General features: G+C 60.2%; 20 protein-coding genes. 4 read left to right on the forward strand and 16 right to left on the reverse strand.

Annotation, left to right across the window (positions count from 1 at the left end):
• Nucleotides 1-5 precede the first annotated feature (5 nt).
• Nucleotides 6-1529, reverse strand: a complete 1524-nt coding sequence (locus tag IK083_00535) for a YifB family Mg chelatase-like AAA ATPase (GenBank protein ID MBR4748045.1) — start codon at nt 1527-1529, stop codon at nt 6-8.
• Nucleotides 1530-1850: 321 nt separating this feature from the next.
• On the opposite strand from IK083_00535, the gene IK083_00540 reads away from it, so the two are divergent.
• Complete coding sequence (locus IK083_00540; GenBank protein ID MBR4748046.1) at nt 1851-2426, forward strand: SGNH/GDSL hydrolase family protein; 576 nt, start codon at nt 1851-1853, stop codon at nt 2424-2426.
• Nucleotides 2427-2755: 329 nt separating this feature from the next.
• Here the strand turns inward: IK083_00540 and IK083_00545 are convergent, their stop codons facing one another.
• The 7 genes from IK083_00545 to IK083_00575 all read right to left on the reverse strand — a co-directional run bounded on the left by IK083_00545 (nt 2756) and on the right by IK083_00575 (nt 9355).
• Entirely contained in the window at nt 2756-3730 is a 975-nt protein-coding gene (locus IK083_00545) for an ROK family protein (GenBank protein ID MBR4748047.1), read from the reverse strand.
• Nucleotides 3720-4487 carry a hypothetical protein gene (locus IK083_00550; protein ID MBR4748048.1) on the reverse strand — a complete coding sequence of 256 codons (768 nt, stop codon included), beginning with the start codon at nt 4485-4487 and terminating at the stop codon, nt 3720-3722. Before IK083_00550 ends, IK083_00545 begins: the two co-directional genes overlap by 11 nt.
• Nucleotides 4480-5355, reverse strand: coding sequence for a glycyl-radical enzyme activating protein (locus tag IK083_00555; GenBank protein MBR4748049.1), 876 nt, complete (start codon nt 5353-5355; stop codon nt 4480-4482). Before IK083_00555 ends, IK083_00550 begins: the two co-directional genes overlap by 8 nt.
• Nucleotides 5330-6202 (reverse strand): hypothetical protein, encoded by an 873-nt coding sequence (locus IK083_00560; GenBank protein ID MBR4748050.1) that lies wholly within the window; start codon nt 6200-6202, stop codon nt 5330-5332. The genes IK083_00555 and IK083_00560 overlap by 26 nt, the downstream gene beginning before the upstream one ends.
• Nucleotides 6199-7311: a glycosyltransferase gene (locus tag IK083_00565; GenBank protein ID MBR4748051.1), complete on the reverse strand. Its 1113-nt coding sequence runs from the start codon at nt 7309-7311 to the stop codon at nt 6199-6201. Before IK083_00565 ends, IK083_00560 begins: the two co-directional genes overlap by 4 nt.
• Nucleotides 7312-7429: 118 nt before the next feature.
• Nucleotides 7430-8323 (reverse strand): DUF1559 domain-containing protein, encoded by an 894-nt coding sequence (locus tag IK083_00570; protein ID MBR4748052.1) that lies wholly within the window; start codon nt 8321-8323, stop codon nt 7430-7432.
• A 99-nt stretch (nt 8324-8422) separates the two neighbouring features.
• Nucleotides 8423-9355, reverse strand: coding sequence for a Nif3-like dinuclear metal center hexameric protein (locus tag IK083_00575; protein MBR4748053.1), 933 nt, complete (start codon nt 9353-9355; stop codon nt 8423-8425).
• 119 nt (nt 9356-9474) lie between these two features.
• Between IK083_00575 and IK083_00580 the strand changes: the two genes are divergently transcribed.
• The 3 genes from IK083_00580 to IK083_00590 are packed head-to-tail and all read left to right on the forward strand — an operon-like array spanning nt 9475 to nt 12276.
• Nucleotides 9475-10626, forward strand: coding sequence for an MFS transporter (locus tag IK083_00580; protein ID MBR4748054.1), 1152 nt, complete (start codon nt 9475-9477; stop codon nt 10624-10626).
• Nucleotides 10619-11275 carry a DUF374 domain-containing protein gene (locus IK083_00585; GenBank protein MBR4748055.1) on the forward strand — a complete coding sequence of 219 codons (657 nt, stop codon included), beginning with the start codon at nt 10619-10621 and terminating at the stop codon, nt 11273-11275. Before IK083_00580 ends, IK083_00585 begins: the two co-directional genes overlap by 8 nt.
• Complete coding sequence (locus tag IK083_00590) at nt 11272-12276, forward strand: HD domain-containing protein (protein MBR4748056.1); 1005 nt, start codon at nt 11272-11274, stop codon at nt 12274-12276. Before IK083_00585 ends, IK083_00590 begins: the two co-directional genes overlap by 4 nt.
• A gap of 447 nt (nt 12277-12723) precedes the next feature.
• Here IK083_00590 and IK083_00595 read toward each other — a convergent pair whose 3' ends face one another.
• From IK083_00595 to IK083_00630, 8 genes are all read right to left on the reverse strand, one after another.
• A complete protein-coding gene (locus IK083_00595) occupies nt 12724-15336 on the reverse strand; it encodes a family 78 glycoside hydrolase catalytic domain (protein ID MBR4748057.1) in 2613 nt (870 codons plus the stop codon).
• 3 nt (nt 15337-15339) lie between these two features.
• Nucleotides 15340-16140 carry a hypothetical protein gene (locus IK083_00600; GenBank protein ID MBR4748058.1) on the reverse strand — a complete coding sequence of 267 codons (801 nt, stop codon included), beginning with the start codon at nt 16138-16140 and terminating at the stop codon, nt 15340-15342.
• Nucleotides 16140-16865, reverse strand: coding sequence for a peptidylprolyl isomerase (locus tag IK083_00605; protein ID MBR4748059.1), 726 nt, complete (start codon nt 16863-16865; stop codon nt 16140-16142). The genes IK083_00600 and IK083_00605 overlap by 1 nt, the downstream gene beginning before the upstream one ends.
• Entirely contained in the window at nt 16862-17401 is a 540-nt protein-coding gene (locus tag IK083_00610; GenBank protein MBR4748060.1) for a Fe-S-containing hydro-lyase, read from the reverse strand. Before IK083_00610 ends, IK083_00605 begins: the two co-directional genes overlap by 4 nt.
• Nucleotides 17398-18243 (reverse strand): fumarate hydratase, encoded by an 846-nt coding sequence (locus IK083_00615; protein ID MBR4748061.1) that lies wholly within the window; start codon nt 18241-18243, stop codon nt 17398-17400. The genes IK083_00610 and IK083_00615 overlap by 4 nt, the downstream gene beginning before the upstream one ends.
• Nucleotides 18243-18872: a hypothetical protein gene (locus IK083_00620; protein MBR4748062.1), complete on the reverse strand. Its 630-nt coding sequence runs from the start codon at nt 18870-18872 to the stop codon at nt 18243-18245. The genes IK083_00615 and IK083_00620 overlap by 1 nt, the downstream gene beginning before the upstream one ends.
• Nucleotides 18865-19812, reverse strand: coding sequence for a class I mannose-6-phosphate isomerase (locus IK083_00625; protein MBR4748063.1), 948 nt, complete (start codon nt 19810-19812; stop codon nt 18865-18867). Before IK083_00625 ends, IK083_00620 begins: the two co-directional genes overlap by 8 nt.
• A gap of 797 nt (nt 19813-20609) precedes the next feature.
• The gene (locus IK083_00630) at nt 20610-22319 is read right to left on the reverse strand and encodes an S-layer homology domain-containing protein (protein MBR4748064.1); all 1710 of its coding nucleotides are present in this window, start codon (nt 22317-22319) and stop codon (nt 20610-20612) included.
• Between the last annotated feature and the right edge of the window lie 828 nt (nt 22320-23147).

The raw sequence follows: 23147 nt of genomic DNA on the forward strand, positions 1-23147 counted from the left end.
ATCACCTAAAAATATTTTCTGTCCAGGCTTCTGTACTGGACCGCTTCGCCTATATGCGCGGCGCATATAGTGTCCTTTTCCTCCAGGTCGGCCAGGGTCATGGCCATCTTCAGTATCCGGTCGTAGGCTCTGGCCGAGAGCCTCAGCCTCTTGACGGCTTCGCCCAGCAGGTTCCGGGCTTCGTTGTCTATGGACAGCTCCTGCAGCATGGCGGGAGTCATGCGGGAATTGGACCACACCCTGGAGCCGGCAAAGCGGCGCAGCTGCCGCTCTCTGGCCCGGATGACTCTCTGCCTCACCGCGGCGGAGGTCTCGCCGCTGCCCCTCCCCATCAGCTCTCCGGCGGAGAGGCGGGGCATCTCTATATGCATATCTATCCTGTCCAGGAGAGGCCCGGACAGCCTGTGTCTGTATCGATTGATCTCACCCGGCGAGCACCGGCAGTCCCGCTCGGAATCCCCCAGGTAGCCGCAGGGGCAGGGGTTCATGGCGCAGACCAGCATGAAGGAGGCGGGATAGGTGATGCGGCTGTTGGCCCGGGATATGGTCACCACCTTGTCCTCCAGGGGCTGGCGGAGTATCTCCAGGGTCTCCCTGCCGAACTCGGGGAACTCGTCCAGAAACAGCACCCCGTTGTGGGCCAGGCTCACCTCTCCCGGCTTGGGATAGGTGCCGCCGCCCGCCAAGCCTGCCGCCGATATGGTGTGGTGGGGCGCCCGGAAGGGACGGCTGGCCACGAAGGACCGGCCCCTCAGCAGATGGCCGCTGACGGAATAGACGGTGGTGGTCTCCAGAGCCTCTTCGGGAGTCAGGGGAGGCAGGATGGTGACCAGGCGTTTTGCCAGCATGGTCTTGCCGCTGCCCGGAGGCCCTATGAGCATGATGTTGTGCCCTCCGGCGGCGGCCACCTCCATGGCCCGCTTGGCCTGCTCCTGGCCCTTGATGTCGCTCATGTCCATGTCCCACTCGCCGGCAGACAGGGTGTTTTGCCATTCGTCGGGAGGAGCGCAGGGGCTCACGGGCAGGCCCTGAAGTATGTCCACCAGCTCCGTCAGAGTGTTGATGCCGTAGATCTCGGCGTCTTCCACTATGGCTGCCTCTCTGGCGTTTTCCATGGGGACTATCACTTTTTTGTGGGTCTTGCAGAGGTTCATCACCGCAGGCAGCACTCCGGACACGCCTCGGAGGCCTCCGTCCAGAGCCAGCTCGCCCAGGATCAGATAGTCCTCCAGAGCTTCCGGAGGGACCTGGCCCGTGGCCACCAGGATGGCGGCGGCTATGGGCAGATCGAAGGAAGGCCCTTCCTTGCGGATGTCTGCGGGAGCCAGGTTCACGGTGATCCGCCTGGGCGGGAAGTCATAGCCCGAATTGCGGACGGAAGCCTTGACCCGCTCGATGGATTCTCTGACAGCCGTGTCCGGCAGACCCACCAGCTTGAACTCGGGCATACCCGGAGAGCAGTCGATCTCCACGACCACCTCGGTGACCTCCATTCCGTTTACCGCGGCGGAAAAAACCTTTGCCAGCATATCTGTCTCCTCGCTGAAAATAATCAATATTATTATATACTTATCCCGAGGAGATTGTCAAACGGCAGGTGTGCTATAATAAATGTGTGCCCCGGGGCGCAGCAGCGCGTATATATGAGGGAGAGCGCGTTTGTTCCGGCAAAGAAGCGCGCGTGCTCCTCAGGCGCCGGACGCGGCCGGCGGCCCCCCCCTTTGAAAACGGCAGCAAACACACCTTTGTAAAACACATAACGGAGAAATAATATGATGAGGATACTGTTATCGCTTGTACTTATCGCCCTGCTGGGCTCTCAGGTCCAGGCCAACGTAAAGCGGCCCACGCTGGCCAAAAACCGCCGGCCACCCAGGATACTGTTTCTGGGCAACAGCTTCACCTATTTTCACGACCTCTACAAGGAGGTGGCCCGCCTGACCGGCGGAGAGACCGCCCAGAACGTGAAGGGCGGCGCGGCCCTGGCCGAACAGCTGAACCCGGAGACCGAGCTGGGCAAGAACGCCCGGCTCCTCCTGCAGCAAAAGTGGGACTACGTGGTGCTGCAGGAGCAGTCCTCCAAGCCCATGACCAACAGAGAGGCCTTTCTGGACTCGGCTGCCGGGCTGTGCCTGCTGGTCCGGGAGGCGGGCGCCAAGCCGGTGTTTTACGCCACCTGGCCCTACCAAAAGGGCTCCGAAAAGCTGGCCTCCACCGGCAGGAGCTACACGGAAATGTTTGTAGCCCTGACCGAAGCCTACCACGAAGCCGCCCGCCAAAATGACGCCCTCATAGCAGACGTGGGCACCGCCTTTTACAACTCGCAGGAAACGCTCCTCGAGCCGGACAGCTTTCACCCCAACAAGGCCGGCACAGCCCTGGCCGCCGAGATCATCTCCGGGGTGATAATGAAGGACCGGAAGTAGGACCTGCGGGGAATCGTTGATGACAAAGCGGCTCCTTGCGGAGCCGCTTTGCTGCGCCGGTTCGGCGGTTGAGGGCTTGTGCTTTCTCTGCCGCGCGGATCCTTGAGCGGCCTTCGGCCGTCGGTGCCCCCGTAGATCTCCGAGCGTCCCTGGCAGAGCCAATGGCGCGAGATGACGCGGGGGATTATTGCGACCGCGAGGATGACGACCGGTGTTTCCCTGCCGGCAGGCGCGCAGCCCTGCCGGCGCGCAGCATCAAAGAGCGCCTTTCGCGGGCGCTGCTGCGCTCGCAAAAGGCGCTCTGGTCCGGATGACGCTATACCGGAGCTTTACGCATAGACTCCCTTGAAGGCCAGGGCGGCGGCGCCCAGTATGCCCGCCTTGTTGCCCAGCTGCGAGGTCACTATGTCGCAGTGCTCGCTGAGGCAGTCGATGGCCAGCTCCATGGCGGTCTCCCGTATGCGGTCAAAGAGTATTTGGCTGCGGGCTATGCCGCCGCCTATGACTATGAGGGAGGGGTCAAAGCTGTTGATGGTGTTGGCCACGGCTATGCCCATATAGTAGCCCACTTCGCTGAGGGTCTCGCAGCAGACTATGTCCTTTTCCCGGGCAAACTGGTCTATCATCCGTGGGGTGATATCCATCAGCTTGCCGTCGGTGGCCTCCCACAGCTTGCTCTTGCGGCCGGACAGCACCTTTTGCATGGCCCTGTTGATGATGGCGTCCCGGTTGCAGAGGGCCTCCACGCAGCCGTATCTGCCGCAGCCGCAGCGGGGGCCGTGGGATTCGATGATGATGTGCCCCAGCTCCGGCGAAGCAAACATGCCCCTGTAGGCCTCGCCTCTCACGATGAGGCCGCTGCCCACGCCGGTGCCCAGGGTAAACATGACCATGATCTCCGCGCCCTTGCCGGCGCCGTAGGTGTATTCGCCGAAGCTGGCCACGTTCACGTCGTTGCCCATATAAAACTCATAGCCCGTCTTTTGCCTCAGGGGCTCGTAGATATTGGCTCCGTCCCAGCCGCTGAAGTTGGGGGACCAGAGCACCACGCCCTCGTCCGCCTTGTGGATGCCCGGGGCTCCCATGCCGCAGGCTATGATATCCTCGTGGGCCTTGCCCGCCTCTTTGATCGCTCCCTCCACGGAGGCTGCTATCTGTGAGGTGGTCACGTCCACGCCCTTTTCGGAATAGGAGGGCAATTCCACCTCGCTCAGCAGGTTGCCTTCCCTGTCCGCTACCGAGGAGGTGACGGTGGTGCCTCCCAGGTCTATGCCCACTACATACTGTCCTTTGTCATTTCTCATGTTGCTTCTCCCTATGCGCCAGCAGGGCTGTCTCCCTTATCTTGAGCCAAATAAACAGGGCGCCGAAACACAGCGCCGCCGTCGGGATCCCGCATTTCACACGCGCGAGCCCGCAGATGGCTCCGAAGCCCAGCAGCATGCCGGCTGCAAAATAAAATATAATCCTTTTATCCACGGCGGCCCTTTCCCTTGCCAGCCGCAGAAGGGCGGCCAGCAGGGTCATACAGGCGCACACGCACACGTAGCAGTAAAAATCTCCCGAAGAGGCGGCGGCCACGGGCAGCACCGCTGCGGCAGGTATCCCCGCCAGCCCCGCGGCAAAGCCTCCCGCCGCACACACCGCGGGCCAGGGCAGCTCAAAATGCAGACAGCAGCCCAGGATGCCGGTCAGGAGGGCCAGTATCCACAGGCAGATGCCCCAGCGCACCGCCTTCAGCCCCGCCGCGGTCAGGAGCCGGGCGCCGGCAAAGGAGGCCAGCACCGCCGCCAAAAACATTTCCAGCAGCTCAAGGGGCCGGGCGAGCAGCAGGCCTCTCTGCCACAGGAGGAGCCCCGCCACCCCCGCCAGATTGAACAGGTTGATATACACGGCGGCGGGCCCGGGCTTGATCTTCAGCAGGCCCCGGAAGAAAAAGCTGCCCCATTCCCGCAGCGGGCAGCCGCAGAGGAACATGAGGAACCCGCCCGCAAAGCCGCCTCCCGTCATGAACAGGCCGCCTCTGTTTTTGTGGATCAGCTCGTATATATCTCTACTCACCTATGACCTCGACGCCCATTTTTCTCAGTGTCTCCCTTGCGGGCTCCGGATCCGCCGGCTCCGCGTCCAGGCTGTAGTCCATGCCCAGCGACGCGTATTTGCCGGCGCCGATCCTGTGATATTTGAGTATCTCCACGGGGTGCCGCTCCGGCAGGCTCAGGACAAACTCGCCTATCCCGGCGATCTCCGTGTCGTTGACTCCCGGTATGAGGGGGGTCCTGAATATGATGCGGGCTCCCAGCCCGGAGAGGAAGGCTATATTTTCCAGTATGACGCGGTTGGGAGCGCCGCACCACCGGCGGTGCTTGTCGGGGTCTATCAGCTTGACGTCCACGTAAAACAGGTCCGTGAGGGGCGCTGCCGCCTCCGGCCAGGCCCGGGAGGTGAAGAGATTGGTCTCCACCGCCGTGTCGAGGCCCTGTTCTTTGGCCGCCTGCAGCAGGGCCAGGGTAAACTCCGGCTGATAGAAGGGCTCGCCCCCGGATATGGTCATGCCGCCGCCGGAGGTCTCATAAAAGATCCGGTCCTCCATGACGGTCCGCATCACGTTTTCCACCGTGTCCTCATAGCCAAACAGCTCCCGGGCGCCGTAGGCGCACACCTTGGCGCATTTGCCGCAGGCTATGCAGAGGCTCCTGTCAAAGGCGCCGGGCTTCATGGCTCCGGTGGGGCACACCCTGACGCACTCGCCGCAGCCGGCGCAGCGAAAGTCATAAAAGGCCAGCGAAGGCTCCGGGGAGATGGACTCGGGATTGTGGCACCACTTGCAGGAAAGGGGGCACCCCTTCAAAAACACGGTGGTCCTGATGCCCGGACCGTCGTGTATGGAAAACTTTTGTATATTAAACAGTCTGCCCGTCGTCTCCACCTATCTCTCCCAAAAACAAGAATTGCTGGGCCCAGCCCGCCAGGCCGCCGAAACGGTCCCTGAAGGCTCCCGCCGTCTGCCTGTAAACGCGGGCCGAAAGAGGGGCCTCCGGCAGGCCGAAATATTTGACGCCTATCTGATGTATATGGGTGTCCACGGGCACCGCCTGCTGAAAGTCCAGGCCGAAGAGGCAGATGCAGTCCGCCAGCTTGGGCCCTATGAAGGGCTGCCCGGTGAGCAGCTCCCGGGCGCCGGGGTAGTCCAGGCTGCGCAGCCGGGGGAAAAAGTCTGCCGGCAGGCTGCCGGCGCAGCGGCGCATGTTCCGCCCCCGGAAGGCCAGCCCCCTGATGGCGGTGAGCCGGTCCTCCTCCTGGGCGCCTATCACCCGGGCGGAGGGGAACTCCTTCCACACTCTGCCCTCTGCCTCTGCCACCGGGGTCCCGCACAGCTCTCTCAGCTCCCGGAGACCCGCCTTGATGCGGGGTATATTGTTGCAGGCGGTGGCCATAAAGGAGAAAAAGGTCTCCTCCGCGGGCTGCCGCAGGATCCTCAGGCCCCGCCAGCGCTCTATGAGGGGAGCCAGCCCCGGGTCCGCCTCCGCCAGCCGGCTGTATATCCGGCTCACGTCGCAGTCCAGGCGGAAATAGTGTCTCAGATATTCTTCGTTGTCCTCCCGCTCCGGCAGGCCTTCCCACAAAAGACAGCCGTCTCCGACCCGGAGACGGAAATATCTGCCCGACGTCACGCCGCGCCACCAGCCGCCTTCGCATTCCCAGCCGAAGGCCTGGCCGGACTCAAAGCACAGCCCGAGGTCCAGAGGGCTGCCCTCCAGGGGGATGGCGTTCATTTGGCGGCGCTCACAGCGTCCTTCAGCAGCTTGCCGTTGGCCTTCCAGGAGTAGTTGTCCTCCACTATTTGCCGGGCGTTCTTCCTCAGCCGGTCGGCAAAGTCTCTGTCCTGCAGCTTCTCCCAGGCCGCCACCATGTCCGCGGGGGTGTTGGCTATGAGGATGCACTCGTCCGCCGGGGTCACCCGCAGGCCCTCGGCCCCGTCCTTGGTGGCTATGACCGGCACGCCCGCCGCCATGGCCTCGGTGATCTTGCCCACGGCGCCTATGCCGCCCATAATGGGGATCACCACCGCCTGGCTGGTCTTGAAGGCCTCTCTGATGTCTCTCACAAAGCCCAGGGGGACCACCTTCTCGTTGAAGAGGGTGTTCTTTTGGGACTCCAGATACCTGCCGGTCACGTAGAGGGTGACGCCCCTTTTGTAAAATTCGTCGGCAAAATGGTCTCTGTAATACCTGACGGCGTTCAGATTGCCCTCCTCCGTCACAGAGCCCGTAAAGAGCAGCCGGTTTTCGTCCGGCATCCAATCCTCCGTGTCAAAGGCCTCCGTGTCTATGGCGTCGGGGAGCACCGTCAGATTGAGGGCGGACTGCTTGTTCAGATAATACACGTCCCTTTCCCGGGGCAAAAACAGAGTGCTGAATTTGGAGGCCAGCCCGGTCTCTATGGCCGCAGTCTTGGACCATTCAAAGGCGCCGGTGAGCTTTTTGAACATGCCGCCGCCGCTGTTTTCCTTTTGCACGGCTATATATTCGCAGCGCAAAAAGTCTCCCAGGGCGGGTATTTTGGTCTCAAAGGGGGCGTACACCGCCGCCTCTATGCCAAATACAAACAGGAGGTCCGGCTTCAGAGCCAGAGTCTCGCGGAACAGCTTTTCCTTGCAGACAGTGTCGGGATGCTGCCTGAAATCCGAGAGGTGGGCGGGAGGCGGCAGCAGCGCCACAGTCTTGAACAGAGAGCCCTTGTCCTCGGGCTTGGTGTCGCTAAAGCCCATAAAATACAGCTCGTGACCCTGCAATTTGAACTGCTTCATGATATAGAGCAGTCTCCTCATCCGCTTGTCACCCGCAGGCTTGGGATATTCGGCGGCGATAAACAGCACCTTCATAGGGAGGCCTCGCAATAGATATTTGATATTATTATTATACTATAATACCACGATTTTTGCAAACGGTTTTACGCAAAAAAAGAGAGAGCCCGCGGGCTCTCTCTTGTGATGTCTCGGATTATTCGTCGACGCCGGTGTCACCGTTCTTGTAGTTTCTGTCGGTGTCCTTGCTGATCAGACTCATGTATCTCCACATCTCCTGTCTGCCGTTAATGAAGTCATTAACGTTGTTAGGCCAGTTGATGTCCCAGCCTCTGTAAGGAGGCCACTTGGCTCCGCCGCCGAAACCGGCCGAGGGAGACAGACCGTTGTTCTTCCACCAGAACTGACCAACAGCAACGGTGGAGGCATGGCCGTCACCAAAGGCGCAGACGACTTTGTCGCTGGGCTTCCAGTAGTCGGTACCGTCAACGAAGTCCATCTGATGGAACGGGAAGGTCTCGTGCATCATGATGTAGTTGGCAGGGAAGCTCATCTTGCCCATGGGTACAGGAGCAGACATGCCGGCGTTGGAAGCATCACCATGGGTGAAGCCGTTCTGAGGCTGATGGCGTCCGCACTTGTAGATGGAGGAGCGAAGCAGGTAGGAGTTGATCCTCTTGACCTGAGCGCAGGTGAATTCCTTGTCGGCCTGAGGGTCGGAAGGACAAATGAACATGGCTCCGTTCTTCACGTAGGGGGTCATGATGGCGCGGAAGGAATACTTGGTCATGTAGTCCTTGTAGGTGGCGTTGCCCGGCCAGGGGTTGGCGTAATGGCACCACCAGGCGTCATAGTCCAGGCTGCCGGCGCCGGCCATGTCAGTAGCTCCCTGATAAACAGAGGGGAAGCACTCGTCCCAGTCGGACGCGTACATGATCACGGCGGTGGCCAGCTGCTTCACGTTGGAGAGGCACTGGGTACCTCTGGCCTTTTCTCTCGCCTGAGCAAAAACAGGGAAGAGAATGGCTGCCAGAATGGCGATGATAGCGATAACTACCAAGAGTTCGATAAGGGTGAAACCTTTCTTCATTTGATTCTCCTTGTTTTTATTAACAACTATATGTTATCATCTTTAAAACTATTTTTCAAGGGGGTTTGTTCCACGAGACTTGAAAAAAAGCCTGTTTTTCTAAAAAATCAGTCCCGACAGGTCCCCCATGAGCCCGTCCGGCACAAAAACCGGGTCGCAATACATATAGACCGGCGCGTCCGTCATGGTCTCCGCCAGCAGATACAGCTCGGCTATGCCGGGGGCCTCCGTTTCGAAGTGTCCCGCCTCTATGACCAGCACCCCGTCCAGAGCGGCCTCCATGAATTGGTGGCGCTTGACCTCGCCGGTGATATAGCAGTCGGCGCCGGCCTTTTTGCATATATCCGCCCCCGCTCCGCCGCAGACGGCCACCCTCTCGGGCAGCCTGCCGAGGACCCTCGGCTCCAGATACTCCAGATTGGTGCGGAAGGGGATCCGGTCGGCCGCGTATCTCACGGACCGGCCGCAGGCGCAGCCGTAGAGCGCCTCCAGGCCCTCTCTCAGGCACCGCTCATAGGTCTCCGCCAGGCAATACAGGGGCGGGGGAGTGTGCTCGCCGTATTCCTCCGCCAGGGCCGCCGCCGCATTGATGGCGCCGTTGCCCAATATGCCTATCCTGCCCAGCCCGGCGGCAGGCTCCTCCGGCTTGGGAATGATGGGTATGGAGCCTTCTACGTCCAGCAGCCTGCACAGCACGTCGCTGACGCCTCCGGCGGCGGAGTCCAGATTGGTGTGGCACTGGATGAGGGCTATGTCCTGCTTGATGAGGGTCTCCAGAAGGGCGGTCCTGCTCTCGGCAAAATCCAGCTCCCTCAGAGGCTCGAATATATACGGATGATGGGTGACTATGACGTTGGCGCCGTATTCCGCCGCCCGGTCTATGGCCTCCGGCACCAGATCCAGGCAAAACAGACAGCCCTCCAGCTCCCGGTCCTTGTCTCCCAGCGCAAAGCCGGACCGGTCCCAATCCTCCGCCAGGGAAAAGGGGCACAGCCTGTCCAGCACGCCGTCATAAAAATCTTTTATCCGCATGATCTTTGCTCCCCGTATAATGATATATATACTGTGTTACCAAATACTATTATACCACGGTTCCTTGTCCTTTGACAGGCCTGTGTGCTACAATAATATATGGCCCGCGGAGGACGACAATGAAGCTTTTTCTGACGGCGCCCAAAAACCTCAGGCTGACGGTCATAGCCTCGTTTGTGGTCATGTGCGCCTTTGGCATATACAATGCCACCTATTACAACTTTATCACCGACGTCATCAGGATAGACCCGGCGGATCTGGGCAGGCTGGAAGCCTTCAGAGAGCTGCCCGGGCTGCTGATGGTGTTTTTCGGCATACTCACCAGCCGCCTGGCCGACAGGACCACGGGCATACTGTCCGCCCTGATAGCCGCCGTGGGCTTCGGCGCCTACACCCAGCTCTCGGGAGTGCCCTCCCTGATGCTGTGGACCTTTGTCTGGAGCGTGGGCATGCACATGTGGTTCCCCCTGCAGACCAGCCTCATCATCTCCTTTGCCCCCCGGGGGGAGGACGGCAGATACGCCGGCTTTTCCTCCTCAGTCACCGCCGCCGCCCAGGTGACCGGCATGCTGCTGGTGGCCCTGGTGGGCGCCCGGGTGTCCTACGTAGCCTGGTACGCCCTGGTGGCAGGCATGATGATCCCCGGAGCGGTGATACTGGCCTTCATACCCAGGACCGCCGGCTCCCCCTCCAGAGAGTCCCTCACTCTCCGCAAGAAGTTTCGCCATTATTACGTGCTCACCTTTCTCGAGGGCTGCAGGAAGCAGGTGTTCATCACCTTTGCCGTGTATGTGCTGACCCGGGAGTTTCATACCCCTGTGAAGATCATCGCCCTGCTGATGCTCCTGAACAACGTGCTCAACACCTTCGGCTACCCCATAGTCGGCAGGCTGGCGGACAAAATAGGCGAGAGGGTCATACTGAGGACCTCCTATTTCCTGCTGATATTCGTCTATCTGGGCTACGCCTTCGGCCGGTCCGTGTGGATACTATACGTCATGTATATACTGGACAACGTATTCTATTTTTCCACCCTGTGCCTGACCACCTACCTGAAGAGCCTGGCCACCCGGGAGGAGCTGCTGACCGCCATGTCCACGGGCCAGACCTTCAATCATCTGGCTGCCTGCCTGGTGCCCATAGCCGGAGGGCTGGCCTGGGCAAAATTCGGCTATTCCTGGACCTTCATGGCCAGCATGCTCATAGTGATCTTTTCCTGCTTCTACGCCGGCCACGTGCCCGCCAGGCGAAGGGAGGGGCAGGATGCTTAAGAAGCTGGGCAACGACCCCCGCATCCGCCGCATAGCCGCTGCTCTGCTGTACCGGATAATGGCCCTGATTTGCCGGTCCTGCCGGCTGAAGATCGTGGGCGGAGAACACGCCCGGGCCGTCAACGAGGCCGGGGGAGGCCTGCTGCTCATGTGGCACAAGACCCTGGTGATGCCCATATACGCCTGCCGCAACATGGGCATGTCTCCCATGATAGCCAGCTCCAGAGACGGGGAGATCATAGCCTTCTTCGCCCAAAAGATGGGCTATGACCCCGTGAGAGGCTCCACGGGCAAGGACGACGGAGTCTCCGCCCTGAAGACCACACTGAGGCTGGTGAGGCAAAACAGGATAGTGACCATCACCCTGGACGGCCCCACGGGACCAGCCGGGACCGTCCATAAGGGAGCCATAGCCGTGCTGCGAAGGACCGGCTGCCCCTTTGTCCCCCTGGCCTGCGCCATGGCAAACCCCATAGTGCTGCGCAAGGCCTGGGACAAGCACCGGCTGCCCCGCCCCTTTGACAGGGTGTGCGTGCTCATAGGAGAGCCCCGCCGCCTGCCGGAGGGCCTGTCGGACGAGGAGGCGGAGGAATACATACGCGGCGCGGTCAACGACACGGAAAAACAAGCGGAGGAACTGTTAGGATGAAGGATATATCTCTGTTGCTGGAAAGGCAGGAGGCCGAGAGGCTGTCGGACATGGCGGCCCTCAGCGCCGACTGGAAGGACTCCCGCCAAAGGCCCGAGCCCCCCTGCCCCGTGCGCACCGTGTTCATGCGGGACAGGGACCGGATCATACACTGCCGCACCTTCCGGCGCATGGCCGACAAGACCCAGGTCTTCGTGGCCAGGGAGGACATACATTTCCGCACCCGCCTGACCCATACCCTGGAGGTGTTTCAGATATCCACGGTCATAGCCAGAGCCCTCAGGCTCAACGAAGACCTTACCGCCGCCATAGCCATGGGCCACGACCTGGGCCACACTCCCTTTGGCCACGCCGGGGAATCCGCCCTGAACGAGATACTGTCCGAGCACGGCATCTCCTTTCACCACGCCCGCCAGTCCCTCAGGGTGGTGGACACACTGGAACGGCTGAACCTGACGGAGCCGGTCCGGGACGGCATACTGAAGCACTCAAAGGGAGCCTGCGACCTGTCCAACACGGAGGGCAACGCCTTTACCGCCGAGGGCAGACTGGTGCGCATCTGCGACCGCATAGCCTACATCAACCACGACATTGACGACAGCTTCCGGGCGGGCATCATCACCCCGGAGGACCTGCAGGCTCTGGACAAGCGGATCCCCGTCACTACCAGCGACCGCATAGCCCTCATGTCCGAGGACATGATCCAGACCGGCCTCACCGAGGGACGCATCGGCATGTCCCCCGAAGTGTCGGACCAGATAGACAGACTGAAGGACTTCATGTATGAGCGGGTCTATTTTGCGGCGGGCAAGCTGGGCAACGAGGCGGTGCTGAAGGAAGAGCTGAAGAGCCTGTTCCGGTACTATATGCGGCACCCCGAGCACATCAACCCCACGGGCTCCTACCCCAACGACCCCTCCCTGCCCGTGAGAGCGGCGGACTATATCAGCAACATGACCGACACCTACGCCGGAGAGCAGATCAAAAAATACGTGCTCTGAGGCCGCTTGAAGATAACAGGCTGCGCCCCTCCCACCCCGGTGACCCGACATCCCTCTTTCTGTCGGAGCTCCGGTTTTGTCCCGTTCACTTGCACGTCATTTCGCCGCCCCGACCCCGCGTCATCTCGGCGCCTCTACAAGAGGCGGTAAGAGATCCCCTCCAGTGGAACCGCGAGCTCGGGCGCGCACAAGCCCAACGGGACACATGGAAAACGTTCTCCCGCACTTCTCGTCAGTACTATAGCCTGGGTCCTCCCATTTGCCCCTCCGGAATTACACCCAGGTCCCTTCCCGGAAATCGCGTAATGCTGGCGCATTACACATGTTGCCATTATACCCCACGAATACTTTTATTCGCGGAGACCCCTAAATTTCCGCCGGGATGACGAGAAGTGTTTCTCCAAAATAAAAACCGCCCTTGCAGGGGCGGTCTTCTTTTTTCCGGCGTCAGTCGGCTCTCTGGCCGTCCAGCGGGTACTCAAAGGCGTGCTTGCCGCTGGGCAGGGTGTGCTTTTCATCCAGCACGCGGTATTCCGTCTCTATCCCCACGGGGATATCCAGCTCCACGTCCAGGGCGCTCTCCGTGTATTCCCACAGCACCCTGATCTCGCCGTACACCGACTGATACTTGGTCTCGGCCTTGGTGATGCCCAGGCTTGCCGGCGGGATGCGCACTGTGAGATGCCCGGACCTGTAGTCCAGGCCGCCGATCCTCTTGTAAAGCCAGGCGTCCACGCTGCCCAGCATGGGATGGGACAGGGACGAGCCGCCCCACCAGTCCTCCCACAGGGTGGTGGCGCGGTTCTGTATCATGAAGCCGTAGGAGGGATAGTCGGTCTGCTTCAGGATGGCCACGGCCAGGTCGTCCCGGCCTATCTTGGACAGGGCGTCAAAGAGGTATCTGGTGCCGGTGATGCCGCAGTTCAGGTGTCTGTCGTGCCGCTCTATGTCCTCCACCAGGGCTTTTTCCGTCAGCTCCCGCATCTCCTTGGGAGGCAGGTCAAAGCATATGGCCATGGCCAGCGAGGTCATGCTGTCGTCAAAGTATCTGCCGTCCTTGCGCAGATATCTGCCGTTGATGGCCTCCCGGACGTTTTCCGCCAGCTTGATATACTCCGTCTGGTCCTTGCCCACCAGGCCCGTGAACTCGGTCATGAGCTGCAGCAGCCGGTAGAAAAAGATGTTGTTCATGAACATGCGGTCCGTGTTGTAGCAATACACCCCGGGCTCGGGCTTGTCAGGGGGCACGTCCAGCCAGTCGCCCAGAGCCTGCACCGTGTCGCCGAACAGATAGGAGTTCAGGTGGGACGAGGCGTAGGAGATGTATTTTTCCATGTGGGGATAGGCCCTGCGGACCGCCGCTTCGTCCTCGTAGTAGCCCAGCAGCCTGTTGGCTATGACCAGCATGGCCCCGGTCCACTGCACGTCAAACAGGGAGCCGTCCCGTATGGACCAGTCGGGGTTGGGCACTATGCAGGAGGTATTGCCCGAGGGATACTGGTCGTCGCACATATCCCTGAGCCATTTGACGTAGGCCTGCTGCATGTCAAAGTTGAGTATGCCGTATTCGCTGGCCAGCCAGCCGTCGCAGGTCCAGCCGTTTTTTTCCCGGTGGGGGCAGTCGGTGGGGATGGAGTGATAGTTGTTCCTGAAGGTGCGTATGGCCATCCTGTGGATGCTGTTCAGGAGCTCCTCGCTGCACTCAAAGTCCCCCACGGCCTTCAGGTCCGTGGCCACCTGATAGGCGGTGATGTCCGAGGCCTCCGGCAGATAGCCCAGATTTTTGATGATGATGTACTGAAATCCGTTGTAGGAGAACATGGGTTCGCAGGTGTCGATGCCTCCCGAGAGTATCACCGTCAGAGTCTGAAACTGTCCCCGGACCAAATGGCCGTTGGTCTCGTCGGAAGGGATGGACATGGGCCACTCGGTCTTGTTGCGCTCCGCAAACTCGATGGTCACCTGCCTGCCCGTCTTGCCCTTCATCTGTATCTTGGCCCAGCCGGTAATGTTCTCGGCAAACCGGACCACGCACTCCTTGTCGCCTCCGCTGACGGACACGGGAGCATATTTGGCCAGCTTTTTCACGGGAGGCAGCTTTTGCAGGTCGATCTCCGGCACCGTAAAGCCCGGCACCGCGCAGGCCCTGTCCCAGTCCCCGATGCTGTCCATATAGCTGCAGGAATAGGTGCGCTCCCGCATGTCGTGGAGCTCGCCGCAGCGCACGTTTTGATATTTTACAAAGCTCTCATGCTGCCTGAAGGAGGTGTCGCTCACAAAGGTCTCCCTCTTGCCGTTGGCATACACCACGTCCATCAGCATGATGAACTTGGGCAGGCGGCGCCAGCGGGCGTTCTGAAAGCCCCAGGCGTCCGGCGCGGAGCTGTTGTAAAAGCCGTTGCCCAGCATCACGGAGATGCGGTTTTCCTTTTTCAAGAGATAGGTGACGTCGTAGGACACGTAGAGGGCCCTTTTGTCATACACGGTAAAGCCCGGGTCCAGCACGTGGTCCGACAGCTTTTTGCCGTTGAGGGCTATCTCGCAGTAGCCCAGGGCGCAGACGTTCATCTGGGCAAACACCACGTTGGTGCCGCAGACTATGTCTCTCACGAACAGATAGCTCTTGTCCGGGTCGTGTTCAAGGCGGACGGGCTTGACGTCCTCCGCGTAGCTGCCCCGGCCCTCCGCCGGTATGGAATCGTCGGAGGAGGAGCACAGCCACTCCGCGCCTTCGAAGGAACGGGCGCCCTCAAAGAGCCCCGTGGTAAACAGCATGGTGCCTCTGGCGGTGTTGTCATAATTGTCGCTGATATAGAGCACCAGGTGGTACTTGTGCCTTTCCTTCAGGTCGCAGGAGCAATTCATGAAGAAGTTGCAGTGGGTGGAGTAGTTTTCCCACACCTTTTCGCCGGAGATAAAGTCGTAGATGAACACCTTGACGGTCTTCTGGACCACGTCCATCCTGTCAGACACCACCTGCCAGCTGAGCAGGAAGGAGGAGCTGTCCAGGCCCACCGGGTCGGCAAGGCCGTCAATGCGCATATTGGTGATGTTGAACATAGCCTACAGCTCCTTGTCGTAAAAGCTGCCCTTTTCCAGAGAGAGCCATATCCTGAGGCAGGTGGCCATGGAGCCCACTGCCACGCCAAAGGCGATGGCCCGCTGGACCGCCATATTGGGGGAGGTCAGGAGCCAGTAGCCCAGCTTTTCCACTCTGAACACGCTGAGCACGCCGGACTTGGGCAAAAAGTCGGTGATGGCAGACCCCAGAGGGATCACCGCCAGCATGATGATGGCGGTGGACAGCAGCAGCAGCCCCGTCTCCATGCTCTTTATCCTGAAGGCTCTGTAAGAGGCGGACACTATGTAAAAGGCCACCAGGGAAAACATGGCGGCCTGCATGGACACGTAGAGGCCCGAGAAGAAGATGTCAAATATCTCCTCGCAGCCCTTGACCCCGGCGTCCATGAGAAAGCCGGAAATGAGTATGCCGAAAAAGCCCGCAAAAAAGCCTATGCCGTTGATGCGCTCCCCGGAGCCGAACATCACCTTTTTGCCCTGTATCAGAAAGAGGGAGCCCAGGCCCAGCAGCACAGTGAAGCAGCCGGTCACCAGCTGAAAGTTGGCCACCTTGGGCATGGCGGTGGTAAAGACGTTGTCGTGAGGTATGAGAAACTCCAGCGACAGATAGAGCCCCGCCACAAAGGTCACCGCCGCCACTATGGGCTTGCGGGCCTTTTTGGGCACCCGGGTGAGCAAAAACAGACCCAGGATGCCCGCCAGCAGAGCCGAAAAGATATACACCCACAGGATCAAGCCCTTCTGCGGGGTGATGAAAAAGCCGTATATCGCCGACAGGTCCATCAGCGGTCGAGCTCACCGGGCAGAGCGTCGCTCATCTTCTTGGCGGCTTCCATCTGGAACTCGGCGGTGGCCTTCATCTCAAACTGGGTGGCGAGACCGTGATCCAGATTGCCCTGCTTCATGATATCCACCAGAGCCTTGTCGTCCTCGGGGGTCTTGGCCCTCACCGAGCTGGCCACTATGCTGTCGTCTTCGGTCAGATCCTTCACCACGTCCTGGCCCTTGACCACGTAGCCGAATATGGTGTAGCTGTTGATCACGGAGAAGGAAGGCTCCCTGATGATGAAGATGGAAGTGGTGCCGCTGTCCACCGACTTCTTGTGGGCGAGACCCACGGCGTAATTGCAGGACAGAAGGTTGTTGGCCTGCTCCAGAGGCAGAGGATTCATGTCCTCGGACACCTCGGCAAACTGCACGTGCCAGTCGTTGGCCTTGATTACCCGGGTATCCTTGAACAGATCCTTTTTGGCCAGATAAAGCATCCTGGAGGAAGCTTTGGGGATATCCTTTTTGAGGATAGCTATCTCCACGTTGCCGGAGGTGGTCTCCAGCACCATGACCTTGTTGAAGATCAGAGTGGCGTCCAGCACCTTGGGCCCCGAGTCGTGAGAATGACCCGTTTCCGCAGGATGCTCCTCCTCCTTGGAGGTGTTGATCACGCTGTTGAACACCGCTACCACGGCCAGCACCGCGATAATAACGATCAAAGACATGTACTTTTTCATTGCTTCACCTGTTTGTCTGTATAAAAATCATTGCCGAAGGCGTCGTTGATCACCACGAGAGGCAGATCCCTGACCTCCAGCCTTCTTATTGCTTCGCAGCCCAGATCCTCATAGGCTATGACGCTGCACGCGACTATCCGGCGCCCCAGCAGGGCGGCGGCGCCGCCCGTGGCGCCGAAATAGACGGCGCAGCACTTTTGGCAGGCTTCCCTGACGGCGGAGCTCCTCTGCCCCTTGCCTATCATGCCCCTGAGGCCCCGCTCCAGCAGAGCGGGAGTGTATTTGTCCATACGCCCGGCAGTGGTGGGACCGGCGGAGCCTATCACCTTGCCGGGAGGCGTGGGGGTGGGCCCCACGTAATATATCACCTGTCCGTCGAGCTCCAGAGGCAGAGGCCTGCCCTGCTCTATGAGCTCCGTCAGCCGGGCGTGGGCTGCGTCTCTGGCGGTGTACACCACCCCGGACAGCAGCACTCTGTCTCCGGCCCTCAGGCCCAGACAGTCCTCCCGGGACAGGGGAACGGTCACCCTTTTCATATCACGGCCTCCTTGTGTCTGGCGGCGTGGCACTGAAAGGTGATGGCCACGGGCAGCGAGGCTATGTGGCAGGGATGGCTCTTGACGAACACCGCCAGGGCGGTAGTCCTGCCTCCGTAGCCGGCGGGCCCTATGTCCAGCTCGTTGACCCGGCGGAGCAGCTCCTCCTCCAGGTCCCTGTCCGCAGGCACGGGATTCACCGAGCCTATATCTCTCAGCAGAGCCTCCTTGGACAGCCGGGCCGCCACCTCTATGGTGCCTCCCAGGCCTATGCCCAGGATGATGGGCGGACAGGGGTTGGCCCCCGCCTCCCTGACGCTGTCCAGGATATAGCCGATCACCCCTTCTCTGCCGGCAGCCGGCGGAAACACCTTCACCCGGCTCATGTTTTCACTGCCGCCCCCCTTGGGAGCCACGGTGATCCGGATCTTGTCGCCCTGCGCCAGCTTCAGATGGATGACGGCGGGAGTGTTGTCGCCCGTGTTGACCCTGTCCAGAGGATGCCTGACGCAGGACTTGCGGAGATAGCCCTCCCCGTAGCCCCGGCGGACCCCCTCATTGACAGCCTCGCAGAGATCAAAGTCACAGAGGCACCTGTTGCCTATCTCCACAAACACCAGAGCGAGGCCCGTGTCTTGACAGACAGGCACCGAGTCGTCCCGGGCTATGCGGACGTTTTCGGCCAGCTCTTCCAGTATATCCCGGGCCATTTCGCCGGGCTCGCAGCTCCGGGCCTCCAGCAGGGCGGAATACACGTCTTCGGGCAGCCGGGTGCAGGCCTCGATACACAGGTCCCTGACGGCGTCAACTATCAGACCTCTGTCTATCTGCCGTATATCCATTATTTCTTCTGAGCTTTTCTCCACTCAAAGAAAAGATAGGCCAGTATGGCGGGAGGCAGCTCCATGGAGTTGCCCAGCTTGTCAAACACGCGGGACAGACAGCGCTCGTGGAGCTGGTCCTTGTTGTTGTCATAATCAAAGTGCTCCAGGCCTTCGTTGATGAAGCCCCAGGCAGTGCTCATAAAGTCCGCCTTGGTGGTGTTGAAGCCTCTGTTCTCGCACCGGGCAAAGCCTCTGGTACACTTTTCGCCGATCTCTTCCCAGTAGGCGTCCACCTTTCTGATGGCCTGTCTGGCAGCCGTGGAACGGCTGACGGCCTTTTTGGCTATCTCGGCGATCTCCTTGATCCTCTGGTACTCTTCCAGAGAGGAGCCTTCCACTATCTCCAGCACGGTCTCCTGACCTATGTGGTCGGTGAGACACCTTTCTATCAGAGGCAGCACCGAAGCCGCCCTCAGGTAGCCCGCCTTGGGCAGGTCCTGAGACGCAAAGCCTATGATAAAGAGGCCCGGCTCCTCGTCAATGGGCACAGCCGCTTCCAGGGCCACGAACACCGACGGGGACATGACGTTGTCCTTGACCGTCTCGATCACATCGGCCCAGATGGTTTTTGCTTTTTCGTTACTCATCGTATTCTCCAGAAACGTCGGCAAAGGGTGTCACCAGACACCTTGAGCCTGTATTGTGTATGGTATATGGATAGCCGGCAGGCACCAATGAAGACATGGAGTCCGGCACCGTGATGCGCCAGTGGTCGCCGGGGCCCTCTATGGTCAGATCACCGGCCACCGCAGTCACTATATGGTCGTAGTCCAGGGAGTTGACCCTGACGTCGCTCCCCCGGAACTCAGCCACCCAGAACAGAGGAAACCGGGTGATGTAGCGCACCTCGTCGGCCTCCACGTCAAAATGCACGTCCAGCACGGGCTTGTCCGTCCGGGCGGACACGGCTGCCGCCCTGCCCTCCTTCTGATGCAGGGCCCGGCCCCTGTTGTAGTCAAACAGCCTGTAGGTGATCTGAGTCTGCTCGCTGACTTCAAAGCAGACTATGCCCGGCCCCACGGCATGGATGGTGCCGGTGGGCACGTTGAAATAGTCTCCGGGCTTCAGATCGTCGTATCTGCGGAGAAGCCCCATGACGGAGTCGGTGTCCGCTCCCCCCGCCGCCAGGTCGCAGTATTCGCCGGGGTCGGTGCCCTCCTGCACTCCCAGGAAGAGATAGGCGTCGGGAGTGGCGTTCAGGATGTACCACATCTCATCCTTGGTCTTGCCTTCCTCCGTGGGATGCACCTGCACGGAAAGGGTGTCGGCCGAATCTATGATCTTCACCACCACCGGCAGGCTGATCACAGTGTCCAGAGGCTTGCCGGCCAGAGGGCCGTTTTTGATGACGCTGACGGTCCTGAGGGACGGGTCGCCGGGGTCCGACGGCCAGGTGGACATGTCCCAGCACTCGCCTATATCCGAGGTCATATTTTTTCTTCCCGCATACAGAGCAGACACCCTGCCGGCGCCCCAGACTCTGGGCACCGCTATGGGCTCTGTCAGCAGAGGATAATCACACTTCATATATCGCTCCCAAAAATCAGATACATACATTTTTATTATATCCTAATCGGAAATATATTTCAAACGGAGGGCCATTGCTTCTTTATTGCTCCCGGGCAAAAGAGAAAGGCGCTCTGCTGAACAATACACCGACCACCGCGAGCCTCGGTCACGGACCGGCCCAACGGAACTGCGGAAAACGCTCGACCGCACTTCTCCTCAAGCCCCGCGATACGGCCCCTCCCACCAGCCCACTCCGGCCTTGCCGGAGTAAGGAAAGGGCTGGCGGGCCCCGTCCGCAAACCACCCCAAAAAATCTGCGATTTTTCGGGGACCCCGGGATCTCTTACCGCGGCCGGCAGGACGCCAAGGCGTCTGACATATAGCCGGCCGCGCCGAGATGACGCGGGGGAGCCGCAATGCTCTTCATGACAGAACCGCGAGCTGTGGTCACGGACCAAGCCGGGGTGGGAGGGGCAGAGCCCCTGCTCAAGCCGAAGGGCAAGCGTCGCCGTCAGGCGCAAGGCGGAAAAGGCAGAAATGCAGCTTCTTTTCTGCCCCGCCGCTGAGCGCAGACCTGAGGCGCAGACGGGTCCAGGGCAGCAGGCCCTGGTCGTGAGGGGGGTCCGGGGCGCTTCGAAAAGCCCCGGGCGGGTGTGGGTACGCCGTACCCACGAAAAAAAGGGGGGGTATGCGAAGGGGGGAAGCCCCCCTTGCCCGGACGAGCCGAGGAACGGAAAGAGGTGTTGAAAGCAGTTTCAGCTACGGAACGGAAAGAAAAAGCCCCTTGCGGGGCTTAAAAATCGTGTGTCTTCAGCTTAGAAGTTGACGGACAGCTGTCCGGCCACCAGGTGGCTCTTCTGCCCGAGCAAATCATACTTCATGTACTGATACATCATCCTGACCTTGGCGCTTTGGCCCACCTTGCGGTTCCAGCCCACGGTGACGGCGTTGTCCCTGAAGGCGTACCTGGCCTGCTCGTATTCGGCGAACACGTTGTCCAGATCGGTCAGGTCATAGCTCACGCCGGCCTTCAGGTATTTCATGTCGTCATACATGGTCGGGTAAGCGCTGTCGTCCTCCTTGTACTGCTTGTAGGCGCCGTACACCCTGAAGGCATCGGAGAAGCTGTAAGCAGCGTCGGCATAGAAGCCCTTGTAGTTGTGCTCAACCCAGTAGCACAAGATCCTGTCTATGATGGATAAACCCGCCCAGCCGGCCTCCACGGTCTTGTAGCCGGCAGAGAGTTCCAGCTTGTCGTTCCGGAAGCCCAGCCCGGCGTCCCAGCAGACGGATGAACGGAAGCTCTTGTTGGGCTTCTCTTTGAACCAGCCGCCGTCCGCGTAAAACTGTCCGAAGGGCACGTACAGAGTGCCGCCGTAGTACTTGATCTTGTCCGCCTGGAAGGGGATCTTGTTCTCGGCGCCCAGCATGTCGAACACCGCGGTCAGGCGGGCGTCGCCGAAGTTGAAGCCGGCCTGGACGCCGCCGTTGCCGCTGATCTTTTGATAACCCGTCGGCGACGACGGATCGAAAAAAGCCATCATCTGCCAGTCATGCCAGTCGTACACGGGACGGTTGCCCCATACCCTCAGATCAAAGGCGCCGAAGGACTTGCTGTAGTCAAAGCCTTCGAAGACAAAGTTGCCGTCGTCCATCCTGTCGATATCAAAGAAACTGGAATCCTTGTGTCTCTTGAACAGGAAACGGTTTACCTGGAAGGGCATGCGGCCTACTCTCACGTTGCCCCAGGTCTCGTCGGAAGACTCGGCATACATGTAGTATGGGGTGACGTCGGCCATAGTGTCCTGGTAATCCTCGGCGCCGCTGAGCTTGTCCAGATAGTCGCCTATGACCAGAGTGGTGTACACGTTCACGTGATCGTTCACTCTGCCCTTGATATCGATCTGCACGTCCTTCATGAAGGACTGCTTTCTCTTGAATAACTTGTTGAAATTCGAAAAGCCGTCACTGTCGGCGGCGGCCGCGTCTCCCGAGATCACGGATTCTACCATGAAGTTGGCGGAGCCGGTGATCTTGATGCGGGCCTGCTCCTCTTCCAGAGCGGCCACCCGGCTCTTCAGAGCGGCCACGTCGGCCTTAAGAACGTTCACGTCCACGCCCAGAGCAGCCAGCTCGGGCTGGAATTCGTCCACGAGAGCTTTGATCTTGCCCAGGGCGTCGGCGGTGGCCAGGCCGGACAGGTCCGCGTCTTCGCCGGGCACGTAGTCGCCCTTCAGCATATACTTGTCCAGGTCGGACTTTTTGGCAAAGCCGCTGACGTCAAGGCCTTCCTCGCCCAGATAGGGCAGCAGGCGGGTCAGCACCAGGGCAAATTCGTAGCGGGTCATGGTCCTCTTGCCCTTGAATTCACCGTCGGGATAGCCCACGATGAGTCCGGCGGCCTCCAGCTCGCTGACAGCATCGTAGGCCCAGTGGTCGCGGGGCACGTCCGAGAAGGTGGTCTGCGCCAGCATAGGGGCGGCCAGAGCAAACGCTATGGCCAATACCATAAATAACTTTTTCATGTTTATCCTCTTGAGATTTTGCGTATCCCGGGGCTGGCAGTATCCTTGTTCCCTGCAAGCCGCCTTGATACAGTCGTAATTTGGATCGTCGATTTGACCTTCGGGCACTCACAGCATACTCAAAAACGTGTCACCTCCTCCGGGGCTGCGCCGCATTGACGGTCAAACTCACCTACATTATAAAAAAACATATGCCTATTGTCAATCAATAGAGAAAAGTATTTTTCATCTGCCGGAGGGCGTTCCGCCACTCCGCCGTCATCCCGGCGGAAATGGCAACAGATCAAACGCGCAGCGTTTGGCCATTTCCGGGAAGGGACCTCGGGCGGGACCCGTTTGCCCGTTCCTTGCTCCGGCAAAGCCGGAGAGGGCAAATGGGGAGGACCCGGCTGAAGCAGAGACGGGAAAGACCTGCCAACCCAAAGACCTTTCCGACACTGATACTGCTTTCCTGACCTCGTACCGTTCCACGGCTCGTTCAGGCAAGGGGGGCTTCCCCCCTTCGCATACCCCCCCTTTTTTCGTGGGTATTGCATACCCACACCCGCCCGGGGCTTTTCGAAGCGCCCCGGACCCCCCTCACGAGCAGGGCGGGCTGCCCTGCACCCGTCTGCGCCTCAGGTCTGCGCTCTGCGGCGGGGCAGAAAAGAAGCTGCATTTCTGCCTTTTCCGCCTTGCGCCTGACGGCGACGCTTGCCCTTCGGCTTGAGCAGGGGCTTCGCCCCTCCCACCCCGGCTTGATCCTTGGCCGGCGCTCGCGGTCCTTTCGGGAGCAAGGGAGCCCGCCGGCCGGGCAAAAAAAAATCAAAGCCCCTTGCGGGGCTTTGA

This window comes from Abditibacteriota bacterium (assembly GCA_017552965.1).
GTDB lineage: Bacteria > Armatimonadota > UBA5829 > UBA5829 > UBA5829 > RGIG7931.

Excerpts from the sequence above, each read along its gene's own strand:
- IK083_00590 (MBR4748056.1), top strand. The coding sequence starts at position 11,272 with ATGAAGGATATATCTCTGTTGCTGGAAAGGCAGGAGGCCGAGAGGCTG.
- IK083_00600 (MBR4748058.1), bottom strand. The coding sequence starts at position 16,140 with ATGGACCTGTCGGCGATATACGGCTTTTTCATCACCCCGCAGAAGGGC.
- IK083_00615 (MBR4748061.1), bottom strand. The coding sequence starts at position 18,243 with ATGGATATACGGCAGATAGACAGAGGTCTGATAGTTGACGCCGTCAGG.
- IK083_00535 (MBR4748045.1), bottom strand. The coding sequence starts at position 1,529 with ATGCTGGCAAAGGTTTTTTCCGCCGCGGTAAACGGAATGGAGGTCACC.
- IK083_00620 (MBR4748062.1), bottom strand. The coding sequence starts at position 18,872 with ATGAGTAACGAAAAAGCAAAAACCATCTGGGCCGATGTGATCGAGACG.
- IK083_00630 (MBR4748064.1), bottom strand. The coding sequence starts at position 22,319 with ATGAAAAAGTTATTTATGGTATTGGCCATAGCGTTTGCTCTGGCCGCC.
- IK083_00580 (MBR4748054.1), top strand. The coding sequence starts at position 9,475 with ATGAAGCTTTTTCTGACGGCGCCCAAAAACCTCAGGCTGACGGTCATA.
- IK083_00575 (MBR4748053.1), bottom strand. The coding sequence starts at position 9,355 with ATGCGGATAAAAGATTTTTATGACGGCGTGCTGGACAGGCTGTGCCCC.
- IK083_00570 (MBR4748052.1), bottom strand. The coding sequence starts at position 8,323 with ATGAAGAAAGGTTTCACCCTTATCGAACTCTTGGTAGTTATCGCTATC.
- IK083_00605 (MBR4748059.1), bottom strand. The coding sequence starts at position 16,865 with ATGAAAAAGTACATGTCTTTGATCGTTATTATCGCGGTGCTGGCCGTG.
- IK083_00545 (MBR4748047.1), bottom strand. The coding sequence starts at position 3,730 with ATGAGAAATGACAAAGGACAGTATGTAGTGGGCATAGACCTGGGAGGC.
- IK083_00560 (MBR4748050.1), bottom strand. The coding sequence starts at position 6,202 with ATGAACGCCATCCCCCTGGAGGGCAGCCCTCTGGACCTCGGGCTGTGC.
- IK083_00595 (MBR4748057.1), bottom strand. The coding sequence starts at position 15,336 with ATGTTCAACATCACCAATATGCGCATTGACGGCCTTGCCGACCCGGTG.
- IK083_00565 (MBR4748051.1), bottom strand. The coding sequence starts at position 7,311 with ATGAAGGTGCTGTTTATCGCCGCCGAATATCCCAAGCCTGCGGGTGAC.
- IK083_00625 (MBR4748063.1), bottom strand. The coding sequence starts at position 19,812 with ATGAAGTGTGATTATCCTCTGCTGACAGAGCCCATAGCGGTGCCCAGA.
- IK083_00610 (MBR4748060.1), bottom strand. The coding sequence starts at position 17,401 with ATGAAAAGGGTGACCGTTCCCCTGTCCCGGGAGGACTGTCTGGGCCTG.
- IK083_00585 (MBR4748055.1), top strand. The coding sequence starts at position 10,619 with ATGCTTAAGAAGCTGGGCAACGACCCCCGCATCCGCCGCATAGCCGCT.